Raw genomic sequence first — 15,527 nt, 5'->3', positions numbered from 1 at the left:
CGTTGCCCCGGACGCATTACTGTTCTTACCGCTCGCGCAGAGCATTCTGCTTGGCCTTGAGAATGGGCTTGAGCAGATAGTCGAGCACTGTTTTTTTGCCGATCAAAATGTCTGCCGTTACCACCATGCCCGGAATAATCGGCAGGGATTCATTGTGGTAGACAATGGCATTTTTCTGAGTGCGCACCTTGACGAGATAAAAGTGCTCGCCCCTTTTGTCTTCAATGGTGTCGGCACTTATGGATTCAAGCTTGCCGTCAAGGCCGCCGTAAATGGAAAAGTCGTAGGCCGAAACCTTGACCATAACCTGCTGGCCGGGGCGCAAAAAAGCCACATCCTGAGGCTTGACCTTGGCTTCAACCACCAGAGTGTCATCAAGGGGCACAAGATCCATGATGGGCTCGCCGGGCTTGACCACACCGCCAACCGTTGAAATATATATCTGTTTTACCGTGCTGCGCACGGGGGCGCGCAGTTCGGTACGGGTAACGCGGTCGCGTCCTGCAGACAGGTTTTCGCGCAGCGAGTTGAGCTCCTGCCTGCGTTTGTTGATCTCGTCGGTCACGGCGGCTATCTGCTCGGCCTTGCGCGAGGTGATACGCTGCTTGGATTCGTCGGCGGCTGCCTTGGCCTTGGGAATGGTGGCGGCCAGCGAATCTATCTGCCCTTGCAGCTCCACAACCCTCTGTTGCATGCCAAGGTACTCAAGCTTGGAAAAATTGTTGCGCTGCACAAGGGCATAGGCCGTGTTACGCTGCTCGATGGAAAGCTCAAGGCTGCGGTCAAGTTGCACCTTGCGGGCTGTGAGCTCTTCCACATCGTGCAGGCGCTGCACATATTGCGACTGCAAAACGTCAATTTCGGCAGAGAGCTGGTCCCGGCGGCTGCTCCACGCGTTTTCCTGATCCTGAATGATCTGGTTCACCCTGCCGAGCAGGGCCGGTTCGACCCTGCGCCCAATGACCTTTTCTGCCCACGCATCAATATTTTCGGGAAAAACAGGGCGTTCGCCCCTGATTTCAGATTCAAGCCTGATAACGGCCAGGCTGTTTTCCATGGCCTTGTTAACGGCATCACGGTAGGCGCTTTCGGCCATTTCGTTATCAAGCTGGGCCAGCACCGTGCCCTTATCCACAATCTGCCCTTCGTGAACCAGCACGGCACGCAGAATACCGCCCTCGAGATTCTGAATGGTCTGGGTGCGCTGCGAACCCACCACCGAACCTTCGGCATGGGTTACTTCGTCCACACTGGCTATGGCAGACCAGATGATCAGGCACAAAAAAAAGACGGCAACACTTATGGACAGCACGCGGATACCAAACTGGGGCCGCCGGGCAAGGGCCGCGTCAACCTCGTTGGCATACAGGATGTCGTCTGGCGTGAGCCCGTTCAGGGGGGCGTCCATGGCGGCAAACAGACCGGCATTGCCCGGAAGCTGCCCCATACCGGGCAAACCCGGCACGCCGCTCGCCGCACCCCGCCCCACAGCCTTGCCAAGCAGCCTGTCGGTTGTTTCACGCAACGACTGGCGCATGCTTTTATCGGGCGTCTGCTCGTGCTCGCCGCCCAGCAAAAGCTGGCGCAAAAAAATCTCCAGATTGCTCTGTTCCCTTTTTTTCGGGGCTGAGGCCTCACCGCCCAAAGGCTGCATGCCCCCCGCATCAGGGGCCAGATCGGCCATCAGGGTGGCGAGGTCTGGCATGGCAGCGCTATGGGTTCCCGCCTGCACGTGGCTGGCAGATTCCGCACCGGCGGCCTCTTCTGCGACGCTTTCGCTGCCGGGCATGTCTGGCAGGGGGGCGTTAACATCTGGCCGCGAAAACTGCGAACCAAAAGGCATGCCCAGCGACGGGCCAAGGGTTGGCACAAGGGGCTGCCCCATGGCAGTGGCCCCAGGAGGCAAAATTTCGCCAGCCCCCCTTATGGCCTCTGTAGAGCACTGGGGCGCGGCAGAGGCTTGGCCCACGCTGGCAGGCCCATTTGCGGGGGCTTGCACTTCCGGCAACGGTCGCCCGTCGGCAGTGGGCATGTTTTTTTTCTTCTGTGGCAACTGCATTCGCCTTACTCCAAAAACGATCGGAGAATCATTTCAAAAACCAACAGCAGGGGCGCTACAAACTGGCCATGTTTCTCAGGCGCTTGCAGCATCTTCATGCGCCTGCCCGGCATTGGCCTGCCTGGCAGCCTGCTCTGCGTTGCCCATATTTTTTTGCGAACGCTCGCGCAAATTCTGCAACACCACGTCACGCGGGCCGTCCAGCTTGATCTGGCCGTTTTCCATCACAATAAGCCGGTCTACAATGCGCAGCATGGAAAGCCTGTGCGTCACCAGCAGCAGGGTGCGCCCGCCGATGACGGTTTGCAGCCTTTTTTGCAGCATCAGTTCTGAGTCCGTATCCATATTGCTTGTGGGCTCGTCGAGAATAAGCACTTCGGGATCACGCACCAGGGCGCGCGCAAGGGCAACCGCCTGACGCTGCCCGCCAGAAAGCGCCTTGCCCTGCTCCCCCACCTGGGCTGCAAAGCCAGCGGGATTGTTGCGCAAAAAGTCTGTTACGCCAGCCAGGGATGCGGCGCGCAGAATAAGGTGATCGTTGATTGTGGGATCGCCCAGGGCAATATTGTCGCGCACGCTGCCGTAAAACAGCACCACATCCTGGGGCAAAACCCCAACCCGGCTGCGCAGCTCCATGCTGGGAATCTGCCTGATATCCACGTCGCCGAATTTAACGGCTCCTTCCTTGGGCTGGAACAGACCGATGAGCAGCTTGGAAAGCGTGCTTTTACCAGACCCCATGGGGCCGATGATGCCCACGCGCTCACCCGGCTCAACGCGCAGTGAAATATTTTCCAGCGCCAGCCTTTCCTGCCGGGGGTAGGCAAAAGAGACCCCCTCCATGGTGAATGAAGGCCGCAGCATGCCAAAATCCATGCAGGTTTTTTCCATCTGGTTTTCAGAGGGAAGCAACATCAGCATATCCAGCGCCTTAAGCGCCACCTGCGAATTTTGCAGCCGAGTGAGCAATGACGCCATCTGGAGCAGAGGGGCCATGGTGCGGCCCACCAGAATGTTGCAACCGATAAGCGCGCCCATGGTCATGAGCCCTTCAGAAATGCGGTACACGCCCCACACCACCATGGCCACCGTAACAATCTGGGTGACAAACATGGAACTGGTGACAGCCAGATTGTTATACTTGCGCGAATCGCTGTTTGACTTGGCAGAAAGGCCCACCACAGATTCCCACAGCTTTTGCATGCGGCTTTCGGCCATGCAGCACTTGAGCGTTTCCAGCCCGCCAACAATTTCTACCAGCAGGGCATTTTTTTGCATGTTCTGCTTGTAGCTTGCCTCGGCGCACGCACGTGAGCGGTGCTGCAACAGCAGGCCGATACCCAGCATGATGGGCATGGCCCCCAGCGACAGCAAGACCATGGGCCCGCCAATAAAGGCGGTAAGCAGCAGAAAAATGACCAAGAAGGGCAGATCGATGCAGGCAAGCAGGCTTGAAGAACTGAAAAATTCGCGCAGCTGCTCAAATTCTCGCAGATTGTTGACCAGCGCCCCGGTAGATTCCGGTTTGGCATCCAGCCGCATGGAAAGAACTTTTTCAACCAGCGTGCTCGAAAGCACTATGTCGGCATTACGGCCCGCAACATCCACAAAATGCGTGCGCAAGGCCGAAATCAGAAAATTGAACAAATAGATGATGCAGATGCCGCTGGCCAGCACCCACAACGTTTCAATGGCATTGTTGGGAACAACGCGGTCGTACACATTCATGACAAACAGGGGGCTGCCAACGGCAATGAGGTTGATAACCACACTGGCCAGGGCCACATGCCTGTAAATGGGCGCATAGTATCGCAGCACATCCCAAAACCAGCGTTTGCCGCGCGCAAGACTGAGCCGTTCCGTTCTGTCATCCGGAACAGCATCAACCGCCGCAAACAGCGCGTAGCCAGAGTATTCTTCCTTCAGCGCCTCTATGGGTACAAGCTGCGCGCTTTCGCAGGTTTCGGGAAAAACCACCTCGGCCATGTCACCGTCAAGGGCAGTGAGCACGCACGAGCGGTCGTGGCTGAGCAGCAGAATGCAGGGCAATACCAGACCGGGGATATCCCCGATTTCGGGGCGGTAGGCAATGCGCCCTGTCAGGCCAGCCTTGCGGGCGGCCCGCAGGCAGGCCTGAGGCGTAACCTTGCTGCCAGAAAGCCCGGCCATAAGCACATGGGGCGAAACAGTACGGCCACGCAAGCGCAGCAGCACAGAAAGGCTGCGCAACAGACCTGGCATAAAATCCACATCTGAAGGACGCAACGGCCCCATGGTTGGCGCAGGGCGCGGCGGTCCGGCACGATGCGGCGCTTCGGCAGGGCGCTGCTCCTGTACACCACCCTGATCTGATGAAGAATCAGCCACGCCGCTGGTAGTCTCACGGCCCGTTACATGGTCAGAAGCTGGCGGTGTAACGTGTTCGCCCGAACCCGTAGAAGAAATATTATCCATGCGTATTCCATTGATACTAAACAGAAATCATCAACGAACAGCTGCTTTTTCGCTACGCACCCAACAAGACCGCACGCTCACCGTTGCCACCGGTGCTGGCAGGTCGCATGATCAAACAGGCCTCGTCAGGCAGCAAAAACACCTGAAGAACAACTGAAAAAAGCCACATGCCTCACTAGATATGGAGGCATGTGGCGGCAATTGTCAATTGAACCAGCCGGGTGCGAATTCTTCGCGCGGGTCTTCGGGATCTTTGGGAGCGCTTTGGCCAAGGGGCCCGGTGTTGATGGACATTTCTGGCAGCATATTGCCGGTAAGTGCCGACAACCTGTACGCGCCCACCAGAATATTTCCACGGGCTGTTTCGGCCTGAGTTGCAGAGTTGTACAGTTCGCTTTCAGTATCCAGCACATCCAGAATACTGCGTTTGCCAATCTGGAACTGTTCCAGATAGGCTGTGCGGGTGTACTTGTTGTACTCAATAGCCTTTGAATAGTGATTGTACTGTTCCTGGGCTGCCTGATAGTTGACCCAGGTGCTCTCAACATCAAGCTTGAGGTCATCCATAAAATTGTACATCACCTGACGAGACTGGCGCATGCGGGCAGAAGCAGCGCGGCGCTCGGCAACATCGGCCCCGCTGTTAAAGATATTCCAGCGCACAACGCCCATAACGTCAAAACTGTAAACCCAGCGGTCGCTTGCCCCGCCCAGATTGGTATAGTTGGGGCCCGCCTCAAGATTGAGGGTAGGCGAAAAAGCCGCGTCGGCCAGCTCTCGCTCACCGCGCGAAGCGCGGATATCTTGCAGATAGGCGGCCAGCTTGGGATTGCTCTTCTTGGCCTGATCCATAACCGCCTGTGTTGCCGCAAAAAGCTGGGGCGGCATGCTCACGGGCTGCAAACGGCTGGCCGCAGGCAAACCCGTAAGGCGCACATAGGTTTCTTCTGCCACCAGCAGAGCGGCCTTGGCTTCAGAAAGGCTTGAGTACGCACGCTGCAAGCGCGACTGGGCCTGGGTTACGTCGGCTGCTGTGTCGGCACCAAGGCTGGCGCGGTCCTGGGCTTGCCCCACCAGGCCCTTGTGGTGGGTTACGTTGTCTTCGGAGAGTTCATAAATTTTTCTGCGCCGCAGCAAATCAATGTGCGCAATGATGGCGTCCAGCGAAAGCGAGGTCGCCGTGTCGAAGACACGATATTTTTGAGATTCAAGGGTGGACTTGGCTGTGCGAACGCGCGAACGGGTGGCAAACCCGTCCCAGATGGGCTGCACAAGCTGTGCGCTGTAGCCAACCTTGCCCCACATTTGTGAATCAAGGTTCTGACTGCGGGTACTGGAATCGCTCAGCACGCTGCCGCCAGCCTGCCCGGTAACATCCACACGGGGGCCAAAGCCAGCCTGCGCGCGCCGCACCTCGTGCGTCAGCACCTCGCGATTTTCAATCATGCCCCGCAGATTGTGGTGATTGCGCAGCACGCCATAGATTGTGTCTTCGACCGAGAGCGCCTTTCCCGCAGGAGGCGGGGGCGGATAACTGTTTTCAGCTGCTGCTGCCGATGAAGCCAAAAACAAAAAGATCCCCACTGCAAAAATAAGATGTTTCACGGTTAACTCCTCAGCTTGAAAAATGCACCGTTACGCATTTTCCCGCTTGTAGGCATGTCGACCATTATGGACCACATTATACGAATGGCAGCTTCCCTTCCCCACCCATACAACGACATACCTTGCCATACCTGATAACCGTTTAACCGATCTCCTGCAAGAAGTTTGATAGCTATTGATTACAAAAGTGCAAAAAATAGCGCCCATTACATGCAACTTGCCGCTGGCGGTTATTTGAGGAAGGCAATACTCACTGTCAATAATCCATGCGCGAAGGATGCTGCAAGTTCCACGCCATGCAATCATCAATTTTCTGCCTAAATTATGACAGCCCAACGACAAGAAAGCGCCAGATCAAAACAGATCTGGCGCTTTCTGCAAAAAACGCAAATTGTATCAGCCCCGCCACACCGGGCGGGCAAACAGACTAGAACGAGTAGTTGAGCTCGGCAAAATAGGCCTTGGGGTGCGCACAGGCGGGGCACATTTCGGGGGCGTGGTCGCCCTCAGCAAGGCAGCCGCAGTTCAGGCAGCGCCACACGGTGGGCTTGGTGCGCACAAACATGCGCCCTTCCTTGATGTCCTTGGCAAGCGCAAGAAAACGCTTTTCGTGGTAGGCTTCGGCAATGGCTATATTGCGCATGACTGCGGCAACTTCTGCATAGCCTTCTTTTTCTGCCGTTGCGGCAAATTCGGGATACATGACGGTGTGTTCGTGGTTTTCACCGCTGGCGGCCGCGATCAGGTTGGCCTCGCTGCCAGCAATCACGCCAGCAGGAAAGGCGGCGGTAATTTCCACATCACCGCCCTCAAGAAACTTGAACAGGCGCTTGGCGTGCTCTTTTTCCTGCAAGGCCGTTTCCACAAATATTTCCTGCACCAGCACAAAGCCGTCATTCTTGGCCCGCCCGGCAAAGTAGTCGTAACGGTTGCGTGCCTGAGATTCACCAGCAAAAGCGGTAAGAATATTTTTTTCGGTCTGAGAACCTTTCAGCGATTTCATTGTGATTTCTCCTTGGAATGAGGGTGGCAGTGCGTTTTTTACGCACGAAAAAAGAGGGGCAGTACGTTACACACTCAATCTCCACCCACATTAATCAGGAATCATTCCTATGTCAAGAAGAAGTCTTTTCCGCTTCTGCCAGCTGGGCTTCGAGTGCGGCTATCTGCGACTCAAGTGACTGCACCTTGCTTTCTACTGCCGCTTCATTGCCGCTGCCCGCGTGAGATGCAACACTTTGAAGCTGGCTTTGCAATGCCTGAATCTGCTTCTTGATGCGCTCTACCGCATTGGTGGATGAAGACCCGCCTCCACCACCGCTGCCGCCGCCAACCCCGCCTGACTGTGAAGAATCTTCACTACCCGTGGTTTCACTGTCAGCGGTTTCCGACGATGTTTCATCCTGACTTTGGGCTGTGTTTGAAGCGGTGGCGCTGGAAGAACCCTTGTCATACATATGGATTTTTTCAGAAAACAGCTTTTTTGCTTCATCAGAAATATCCACAGTGTCACCGGAATCGGAAGAACTGCTGCGCGTGCGGATGGTATTTGAGCCCAAACCCACCTTATAAACGGCATCTGCGCTGCTTGCACCCATAAGATTGCCAATGCCAGATATACCCATGATCGCCTCCCGCAGACTGTTGCCTGCACATTGCCGTTTGCGCTCTCCCCGAATGCACCGGTGCCACGGCAGCGCCGGAACAAGACCCGGCAGAGTTTACCGGGTGGATCTTTCCGCAGGAGGTGCAGCAACAAGTGTGCCGATGGCAGTCTTTACAGCCTCAAGCCGCTGTGGCAGCCTTGAGGCATGGCCGCTCCCAAAGTTTACGCAGTTCCGCTGCACGACCTTCCCTCCACCGTGGATTTTACCCTTGCCGACGGCACGCGGTTAAAGGCTGCGTTGCGCATTTCTGCCCGCGCACAGCGCGCAAGGCTTTCGCTTTTGCCACGGGGCGGGCTGGTGCTTGCCATTCCACAGGGTATGGGGCCGGAACAGCTGAAGGCGAGCCTGCCTCTCTTTGTGCCCTGGCTTGAGCGGGCGCAGCGCAACCAGCTACGCGCCCTGCCAGCACCGCAATTGCCTGAGCAGATACATCTGCCCCTTACGGGCGAAACATTTACGGTGATCTGCGCGGGCGACATGGCCCAGGGGCGCAGGGCCGCATCAGGCTGCACGGGTTCGGCAAGCCGCACACATGTGTCAGGGCAGTGCAACACCTTGCAGATCTCGAGCGGTGCGCGCCGCGTGCTGCTGGTTGAGAGCGCTGGCCTGCTGCGCCTGTTTGGCAAAGTGGACGACATACCGCTGTGCGCCCAGGCCCTGCGCCAGTGGGCCCGCAACAAGGCCGCCCTGCTGCTGCCGCCCTATCTGAACCACCTGGCCGCCAGCGCTGGCTTTGCACTTGCTGGGGTCAGCGTGCGCGACCAGCGGGGCCGCTGGGGAAGCTGTTCGCGCCTGCACCCGCAAAACACCGCAGAGCAGGGTAGCAACAGGCAAAAATCCGGTCGTGGCACTGTTCTTGATCAAATTTCTGCCCGTGTGCGCAGCCTTTTTTCCAGCCCGCCGGTGCAGGGGCCAGCGCAAGCAGGCAGCCCCACCACAGACCTTGCGGCCCACACTCCAGAAGGCCGCATCAGCCTGAACTGGCGCGCCCTGCTGCTGCCACCCGCCCTGCTGGAACACCTGTGCTGGCACGAACTGTGCCATCTGCAGCACATGAACCACTCTGCCGCATACAGGGCTGAACTTGCCCGCTTTTCGCCCTGCTGGCCCCAGCAGGAAAAAGCCCTCAACACCGCATGGCGCGGCCTGCCCTGGTGGGCCTTGCCCGGTGACGACCCGCTGCCCGCCGCCATGCCCGCCGCCAGGCCCAGCACCCGGCAGGATGATATGCAGCCACCCACAAAAAAACGGCCTTCTCCGTAATTGCACGGAAAAGGCCGCAAAAGAGTCTTCCTTACGACAGATCAGGCAAAAATCACCGCCCGAATACCTGCCTAGGGTTTCAGCCCACTCATGGAATCGGCCTTTCCGGCCACCACCAGGGCATCCCCCTTGTGCAGCACTGTCATGGCAGGCGGCACAAACATAAACTCGTTTTTGCCCGCCGGGCGTATGCCCATGACCATTACGCTGAATTCCTGCATGAGGTTCAGTTCTATCAGGGTTTTGCCGTCCCACTGGTCAACGCGCAGTTCCTGAATGGCAATGCCGCCGTACTTGGGTATCAGATCGAGCATGCCGGGGTGGGTGAGCTGGTGGGCCGCCATGACGGCAGCCTCGGTTTCGGGAACCATGGCACGGGTGACGTGCAGGCGCTGCAAAATCTTTTTATGTTCTTCGTTGGACGCCTTGACCCATATCTTTGGGCCGCCCAGTTCCTGCACGTTGAGGGTGATACTGAGCGACTGTTCCACGCTCTGCCCAACACTTATGACCACCCAGTCCAGATCCTGCACATGCAGCGAGCGCAGCACCGCAATATTGGTGGCGTCGGCCTTGTACACCGAATCCAGCGCCTCTTCTGCCCTCTGCACGCGGGCCTCTGACATATCAATGCCAATGACGGTATGCCCCAGTGACACCAGGGTTGTGGCCATGCGCAGACCAAACTTGCCAAGGCCGATAACACCGATTTCCAGTTTTTTTTCCGCCATAGTTCCTCCACCCCGCCCCGTTAGCCAATGGGAAGCTGTGCCTCGGCCATGCTGTAGGCCTTTTTGGCCCGCAGGCTCTGCGCCGCCATAAGCAGACTCAAAATGCCCACGCGCCCAGCAAACATGCTGAAAATAATAATGGATTTGCCTGCGGTGCTCAGATCCTGCGTCAGATTGACGGAAAGCCCCACAGTACCAAGGGCCGAAACTTCTTCAAACAGCAGGCGCAACACCGATGGCCCCTGCGTGCCCGAAGCACCCAGAATATCACTCTCGGTAAGCGTGAGTAAAAAAAGGGAAAAAACCACAAGCAGGGTATGCGCAAAAAACAGGGTCAGCGACCGGCGCACGTTTTCTGTCGAAACGCCGCGCCCCTCCAGCGCAATCTGGCTGTCTCCCCTGAATTGCGCGGTAATGTAGCCAGCCAGCACCCTGAAGGTCACCACCTTGATGCCGCCCGCGCACGAACCGGGCGCTCCGCCAATGAACATGAGGGCTACAAGTACCAGCAGGGTGGCATCGCTGACCAGGGCAAAATCGATCGTGCTGAACCCGGCTGTGCGCGCCACCACGGAATGAAAAAACATGGTAATGCCCAGGTCAAAGCAGCCTTCGGCGGTGCGCGGCACGCTGCCCCGGCACAATTCGATGGCAAACATGGCAATCCAGCCCACCACAATGAGCATGATGCTGGTCTTAACCACCATGCGACTGTAGCGGCTCAGCCGGCATACTGGCGCGCCCAAACGCCCCCCGGTGCAGATGCCCAGAAATTCGCGCAGCACGCCAAAGCCGATGCCTCCAAGAATGACACTGCCCGCAATAATGGCATTGACCGCCACATCATCACGAAAAAGCGCCAAATTTGTTGTGCTTAGACTAAAACCGGCATTGCAGAAGGCCGATACGGCATGAAACACCGCACTGAAGGGATAGAAAAAAACAGGATCGTAGAGCCACAGCAACATTGCGGCCACCGCCTCGATGCCAAAAACCAGCCCCAGCACCTGTCGCAAAAAGGCGGCAATACTAAAATCGCCCCACAGCAGGGCCTGGCTCACCGCCTCGCGGCTGTTAAAAGGCACGTTGTTGCGCCACAGCAAAAAAATAATGCTGGTGTACGTCATCACGCCCAGGCCGCCCGTCTGGATAAGACACAACAGCACCCCCTTGCCAAAGGGGCTGAGCACAGCGCCTATGTCTACCGGCGAAAGCCCGGTTACGCAAACGGCAGAAGTGGAAAGAAAACAGGCATCAATGGCGCTTATGCTCTGCCCTTCTGCCCAGCTTGCGGGCAGACCGAGCAGCAGCGCGCCTGCGGCAACGGCCGCAAGAAAGGACAGCACAGGCCAGGTAAAGGGACTTAAAAAACGTTTTCTTGCCATGATTTGTCTATGCCAGCCAGCAGGGGCAAAAGCAAGGCGCGCTGTACGGGCTTTACAGCCACTGGCAGACGCGCTATTCATGCAACCAGTGCTAGGGGAGCCGTGGGCCGCGAGGTCTGACGGCTGAGAGTGGGACAATCCCAGACCCTATGAACCTGACGCAGTTCGCACTGCCGTAGGGAAGCCGCAGCCACGACACTGCTCCGCTGCGAGTGGCTTTTTTTGCGCCCTGCGTCGCAACCCGCGAGGCACATACCATGTCTGCATCCCTTCTTTCGCAGAATTCCGCCCTGAGCGGCCTGCTTGACAAATACCTCACCAGTCTTGCTGAGGAAGAACAACTCGCACCGCAAACCATTGTCGATGCCCTGGAGGCAGGCACAATGGTGCTGCTGGGCAATCCCGCGCACCCTGACCTCAAGCCCATTCTTGTGGGCCAGCCCGCGCGTATCAAGGTAAACGCCAACATTGGCACGTCGCCCCTGTGCAACTGCCCGGCCACCGAAGAGCGCAAAATCAAGGCCGCCCTTGAGGCCGGAGCCGATACGGTAATGGATCTCTCCATCGCGGGCGATCTGGACGCCCTGCGCCTGGGCATGCTCAAGGCCTGCCCCCTGCCCCTCGGAACCGTGCCCCTCTATGCCGTGGGCCAGCAGATTCTGGACGCGGAGCAGGACATCGCCACCATGCAGCCCGATGCCCTGTTTGACGAAATCGCCAAACAGGCCGAGCAGGGCGTGGACTTTATCACCGTTCACTGCGGCCTTTCCAAGCGCGGCGCAGAAATGGCCGTCAAAAACAACCGCGTGCTGGGCATTGTTTCGCGCGGCGGCTCCATGCTTGCCCGCTGGATGCTTGAGAACAACCGCGAAAACCCCCTGCTTGAATACTTTGACCGCCTGCTCGAAATCTGCCGTCCCTACAATGTCACCCTTTCGCTGGGTGACGGCCTGCGCCCCGGCGCTGGCGTGGACGCGGGCGATGCCGCGCAGTGGGAAGAAGTCATCAACCTGGGCCAGCTTGCCAAGTATGCGCTGGAACGCGGCGTGCAGTGCATGATTGAAGGCCCCGGCCATGTGCCGCTCAATCAGGTGCGCACCCAGATTCAGGGCATCAAGCGCCTTACCAACAACGCCCCCCTGTATGTGCTCGGCCCCCTGTGCTGCGACAGCGCACCCGGCTACGACCACATCGCCGGAGCCATCGGCGGTGCCATGGGCGTTGAGGCCGGTGTGGACTTTCTGTGCTACCTCACCCCCGCCGAGCACCTCACCCTGCCCGACGAGGCCGACGTGCGCGCTGGCGTGATGGCCTCGCGTGTGGCCGCCCATGTGGGCGAAGTGGCCCTTGGCCGCCCCGCCGCCGTTGCCCGCGAGGCAGCCATGAATGCCGCCCGCAAGGCTCTGGACTGGGACGCCATGCACAAGGCCGCCCTTGACCCGCAGATGCTTGAAAAACGCCGCGAAGACCACAAGACAGAAGAAGTCTGCGCCATGTGCGGCAAGTTCTGCTCTGTCAAAATGCTGCGCGGCCACTAGGCCTGCGGCACACCACAGCCTGTACTGACGGGAGGTTCTGCGGAGCCTCCCGTTTTTTTTGCGCCAACGCCTGCCCGGCTGGCCCCTTGTGCCGCAAACTGCTGCCACGCAAGACCCGCTGCCAACGGCCAAACGGCCTGCTGGCCTTCTGGCCTCTGTGCTTCTGCCCACGAGCCTTCTGTCCTCTGGCCCCGGAACCAATTGTGGCACTACCCTCTTGCCGCCGCCAAAGCGGAGACACAGCCAGCTTCAACCCGACAGCGGCCCTTTGCGCCAATTACACTATTCATGTCAGCTGCCTCGACAGAGCGAAAATCTCACGGTTTACTCATTAAGCGTGCAAAAAATGTTTGTACGCTCAAAGAACTTTACTATCATCCCGACAAGCCTTATAAAGATTGCATGTGAAAAAAATAACATAATTGTTCACTAGCCGCTCCTGCGGCCCGCCCCATAGCATCAAGGAGAAAATCATGTGGAATCAGGCAGAAGATTACAACAATGTTCGGGAAATACGCGTTAAAACCACCACCTATCTGGGTGTGGGAGCCATCGACAAGATAGACGAAATCCTCGCCCAGCTTAAGGCCGAGGGCATCAACGCAGTGCTCTGCGTGTGCGGTGGCCGCTCATACAAGATCACCGGCGCGTGGGACAAGGTTGAAGCGGCAGCCCAAAAGCACGGCATCACACTTGCCCTGTACAACCGTGTAACCCCCAACCCCACCACAGACAGCGTTGATGAAGCCGCAGCCATGGGCCGTGCCGCCAATGCCGGAGCCGTACTTGCCATTGGCGGCGGCAGCCCCATCGACTGCGGCAAGAGTGCCGCCATCCTGCTGGCAAATCCTGGCAAGACAGGCGAGGATCTGTACTGCTACCGCTTTACGCCGCAAACGGCCCTGCCGGTCATTGCCATCAACCTCACCCATGGCACGGGCAGCGAGGTAAACCGCTTTGCCGTGGCCACAGTGACAAAGCTCAATTACAAGCCCGCCATCGCCTACGATTGCATCTATCCGCGCTATGCCATCGACGATCCGGCGCTCATGACGGGGCTTTCGCCCGACCAGACGCGCTACGTATCCATTGATGCCATAAATCATGTGGTGGAGGCCGCCACAACCACGGTTACCAATCCGCTGGCCATTTCGCTGGCGACAGAAACCATCCGGCTTGTACACCAGTGGTTGCCCGCAGCGCTGGAAAATCCCGGCGACCTCAAGGCCCGCCATCAGCTGTGCTACGCGGCCATGCAGGCTGGCGTGGCCTTTGATAACGGGCTGCTGCACTTTACACACGCCCTCGAACATCCCCTGAGTGCGGTCAGTCCCGATCTTTCACACGGTCTGGGGCTGGCGGCGCTGCTGCCCGCCGTTATTCTGGAATGCTACCCCGCGCGGCCCGATGTGCTGGCACACATTCTCGCGCCCATGGCCCCCGGCCTCAAGGGTCTGCCAGAGGAAGCCCCCGTGGCGGCCAAGGCCGTGGAGCAGTGGCTTGCCAGCGTGGGCGTGCCGCAAAAGCTGGAGGATATCGGCGTGACCGCTCAGGATATTGAAAAATTCTGCGACCTTGTGGAGCAAACCCCCTCGCTGGGCCTGCTGATTTCTGTTGCGCCCGTAGAGGGAACCCGCGAACGCGTGGCACGTATCTACGCCAATTCTCTCAAGCCTCTGGCTTAGGATACTATCGCCATTGCCAACCCGCGTGTCGGGTTGCAGCTAATAATGGGCCAGCACTTGCGTGCTGGCCCATTTTCATGAACATGACAAAACCTTTGCCGGTTTTGCGCCGCCATCGGCGGCAGGGCCGCCGGGCGGAAACACACGGCAACCAGCCGCCAGACGGCGCGGGCAAGCCGCAGCCTGCTTTTGGTTGCCGCTGTTGACTACGTCAACAGGCTGAAATGGGCCAGCACTTGCGTGCTGGCCCATTTCAGCGGGGTTGCCTGAGGAAGGCATATGGAAAAGCAAGCGGCGTTCAGTATCTGCGTGTACGCCGCATGTGTTTAGAGCTTGCCCACCAGATCAAGGCCTGGCTTCAGCGTGGCGCTGCCGGGTTTCCAGCGGGCGGGGCAAACCTGATCGCCGTGTTCGGCCACAAACTGCGCGGCTTCAAGTTTGCGCAGCAGTTCTTCTACATTGCGGCCAATGGGCGTATCGTGAATTTCATAGGCCTTGATCAGACCGTCGGGATTCACCAAAAAACTACCGCGCAGGGCCTGCCCCGCGCCTTCAATCATAACGCCAAAGGTATTGCACAGTGCTCCTGCGCAGTCGGCCATCATGGGATAGCGTATTTTTGCTATGCTGGGCGAGGCGTCGGCCCAGGCCTTGTGTACAAAGGCGCTGTCGGTGGAAACGGAATATATTTCGCAATTGAGCTTTTTAAACTGGTCGTAGTGTTCGGCCAGGTCTTCAAGCTCTGTGGGGCAAACAAATGTAAAGTCGGCAGGATAAAAAAAGAATACCGACCAGTGGCCCTTGATGTCGGCCTCTGTAACCGTTTTCAGCTCACCGGCGTGAAAGGCCATTACGCTGAAGGGCTCTACCGCTTTATTGATGAGATTTCCCATGATTGGATCCTTACAGCGAAGCTACTGCTTCGGCAGAGGTTGCTCTAACCTTGTTTTGAAAACAGTATTCAATCCTGATAATCCTGTCAAGCAAATAAGCCAGAAAAAAGTTTCTCCATTTTTTAAAAACCATCGCACATGCCGCAAGGCAACGGTAGCACTATTTACCTTCTTCAAAATAGCGTTATGCGGGCATGTCCCTTGCCGCATTGCTTTTTGCGTCTTTTTAGGCCAAAAGAAATGCTGC

Annotated in this window: 11 protein-coding genes and 1 riboswitch; of the genes, 3 read left to right on the top strand and 8 right to left on the bottom strand. The window is 57.8% G+C overall.

Annotated elements, in window-relative coordinates; genetic code table 11:
- Nucleotides 1–25: 25 nt before the first annotated feature.
- From ACE3NW_RS03775 to ACE3NW_RS03755, 5 genes are all read right to left on the bottom strand, one after another.
- On the bottom strand, nt 26–2,032 hold the full coding sequence (locus ACE3NW_RS03775; RefSeq protein ID WP_374280527.1) for an HlyD family type I secretion periplasmic adaptor subunit: 2,007 nt from the start codon (nt 2,030–2,032) through the stop codon (nt 26–28).
- 102 nt (nt 2,033–2,134) lie between these two features.
- Nucleotides 2,135–4,333: a type I secretion system permease/ATPase gene (locus ACE3NW_RS03770; RefSeq protein WP_374280803.1), complete on the bottom strand. Its 2,199-nt coding sequence runs from the start codon at nt 4,331–4,333 to the stop codon at nt 2,135–2,137.
- Nucleotides 4,334–4,717: 384 nt separating this feature from the next.
- Complete coding sequence (locus ACE3NW_RS03765) at nt 4,718–6,118, bottom strand: TolC family protein (RefSeq protein WP_374280525.1); 1,401 nt, start codon at nt 6,116–6,118, stop codon at nt 4,718–4,720.
- A 427-nt stretch (nt 6,119–6,545) separates the two neighbouring features.
- Complete coding sequence (gene rbr, locus ACE3NW_RS03760) at nt 6,546–7,121, bottom strand: rubrerythrin (protein WP_374280523.1); 576 nt, start codon at nt 7,119–7,121, stop codon at nt 6,546–6,548.
- Nucleotides 7,122–7,233: 112 nt separating this feature from the next.
- Nucleotides 7,234–7,743 carry a FlxA-like family protein gene (locus tag ACE3NW_RS03755; protein ID WP_374280519.1) on the bottom strand — a complete coding sequence of 170 codons (510 nt, stop codon included), beginning with the start codon at nt 7,741–7,743 and terminating at the stop codon, nt 7,234–7,236.
- Nucleotides 7,744–7,929: 186 nt separating this feature from the next.
- Between ACE3NW_RS03755 and ACE3NW_RS03750 the strand changes: the two genes are divergently transcribed.
- Nucleotides 7,930–9,048, top strand: coding sequence for a M48 family metallopeptidase (locus ACE3NW_RS03750; protein WP_374280517.1), 1,119 nt, complete (start codon nt 7,930–7,932; stop codon nt 9,046–9,048).
- A gap of 71 nt (nt 9,049–9,119) precedes the next feature.
- Here the strand turns inward: ACE3NW_RS03750 and ACE3NW_RS03745 are convergent, their stop codons facing one another.
- On the bottom strand, nt 9,120–9,779 hold the full coding sequence (locus ACE3NW_RS03745; RefSeq protein WP_374280515.1) for a TrkA family potassium uptake protein: 660 nt from the start codon (nt 9,777–9,779) through the stop codon (nt 9,120–9,122).
- Nucleotides 9,780–9,799: 20 nt separating this feature from the next.
- Complete coding sequence (locus ACE3NW_RS03740) at nt 9,800–11,164, bottom strand: TrkH family potassium uptake protein (RefSeq protein ID WP_374280513.1); 1,365 nt, start codon at nt 11,162–11,164, stop codon at nt 9,800–9,802.
- An 83-nt stretch (nt 11,165–11,247) separates the two neighbouring features.
- Nucleotides 11,248–11,363, top strand: a riboswitch (TPP riboswitch).
- A 58-nt stretch (nt 11,364–11,421) separates the two neighbouring features.
- Here ACE3NW_RS03740 and thiC point away from each other — a divergent pair.
- Together thiC and ACE3NW_RS03730 are read left to right on the top strand one after the other, a co-directional pair.
- Nucleotides 11,422–12,702: a phosphomethylpyrimidine synthase ThiC gene (gene thiC / locus ACE3NW_RS03735; protein ID WP_374280511.1), complete on the top strand. Its 1,281-nt coding sequence runs from the start codon at nt 11,422–11,424 to the stop codon at nt 12,700–12,702.
- Nucleotides 12,703–13,175: 473 nt separating this feature from the next.
- The gene (locus ACE3NW_RS03730; protein WP_374280509.1) at nt 13,176–14,387 is read left to right on the top strand and encodes an iron-containing alcohol dehydrogenase; all 1,212 of its coding nucleotides are present in this window, start codon (nt 13,176–13,178) and stop codon (nt 14,385–14,387) included.
- A 326-nt stretch (nt 14,388–14,713) separates the two neighbouring features.
- Here ACE3NW_RS03730 and ahpC read toward each other — a convergent pair whose 3' ends face one another.
- Entirely contained in the window at nt 14,714–15,280 is a 567-nt protein-coding gene (gene ahpC / locus ACE3NW_RS03725; RefSeq protein ID WP_374280507.1) for an alkyl hydroperoxide reductase subunit C, read from the bottom strand.
- Between the last annotated feature and the right edge of the window lie 247 nt (nt 15,281–15,527).

The organism is Desulfovibrio sp., assembly GCF_041907885.1.
In the GTDB taxonomy this organism is placed as follows: Bacteria; Desulfobacterota; Desulfovibrionia; order Desulfovibrionales; family Desulfovibrionaceae; genus Desulfovibrio.
Note: the sequence above shows the minus strand (reverse complement) of the source record. Positions and strands in the feature narration are given on the sequence as shown.

Coding starts and splice junctions, on each gene's coding strand:
- ACE3NW_RS03745 (WP_374280515.1), bottom strand. CDS start 9,779: ATGGCGGAAAAAAAACTGGAAATCGGTGTTATCGGCCTTGGCAAGTTT.
- ACE3NW_RS03770 (WP_374280803.1), bottom strand. CDS start 4,333: ATGGGGCCGTTGCGTCCTTCAGATGTGGATTTTATGCCAGGTCTGTTG.
- rbr (WP_374280523.1), bottom strand. CDS start 7,121: ATGAAATCGCTGAAAGGTTCTCAGACCGAAAAAAATATTCTTACCGCT.
- ACE3NW_RS03755 (WP_374280519.1), bottom strand. CDS start 7,743: ATGGGTATATCTGGCATTGGCAATCTTATGGGTGCAAGCAGCGCAGAT.
- thiC (WP_374280511.1), top strand. CDS start 11,422: ATGTCTGCATCCCTTCTTTCGCAGAATTCCGCCCTGAGCGGCCTGCTT.
- ACE3NW_RS03740 (WP_374280513.1), bottom strand. CDS start 11,164: ATGGCAAGAAAACGTTTTTTAAGTCCCTTTACCTGGCCTGTGCTGTCC.
- ACE3NW_RS03775 (WP_374280527.1), bottom strand. CDS start 2,032: ATGCCCACTGCCGACGGGCGACCGTTGCCGGAAGTGCAAGCCCCCGCA.
- ACE3NW_RS03750 (WP_374280517.1), top strand. CDS start 7,930: ATGGCCGCTCCCAAAGTTTACGCAGTTCCGCTGCACGACCTTCCCTCC.
- ACE3NW_RS03730 (WP_374280509.1), top strand. CDS start 13,176: ATGTGGAATCAGGCAGAAGATTACAACAATGTTCGGGAAATACGCGTT.
- ahpC (WP_374280507.1), bottom strand. CDS start 15,280: ATGGGAAATCTCATCAATAAAGCGGTAGAGCCCTTCAGCGTAATGGCC.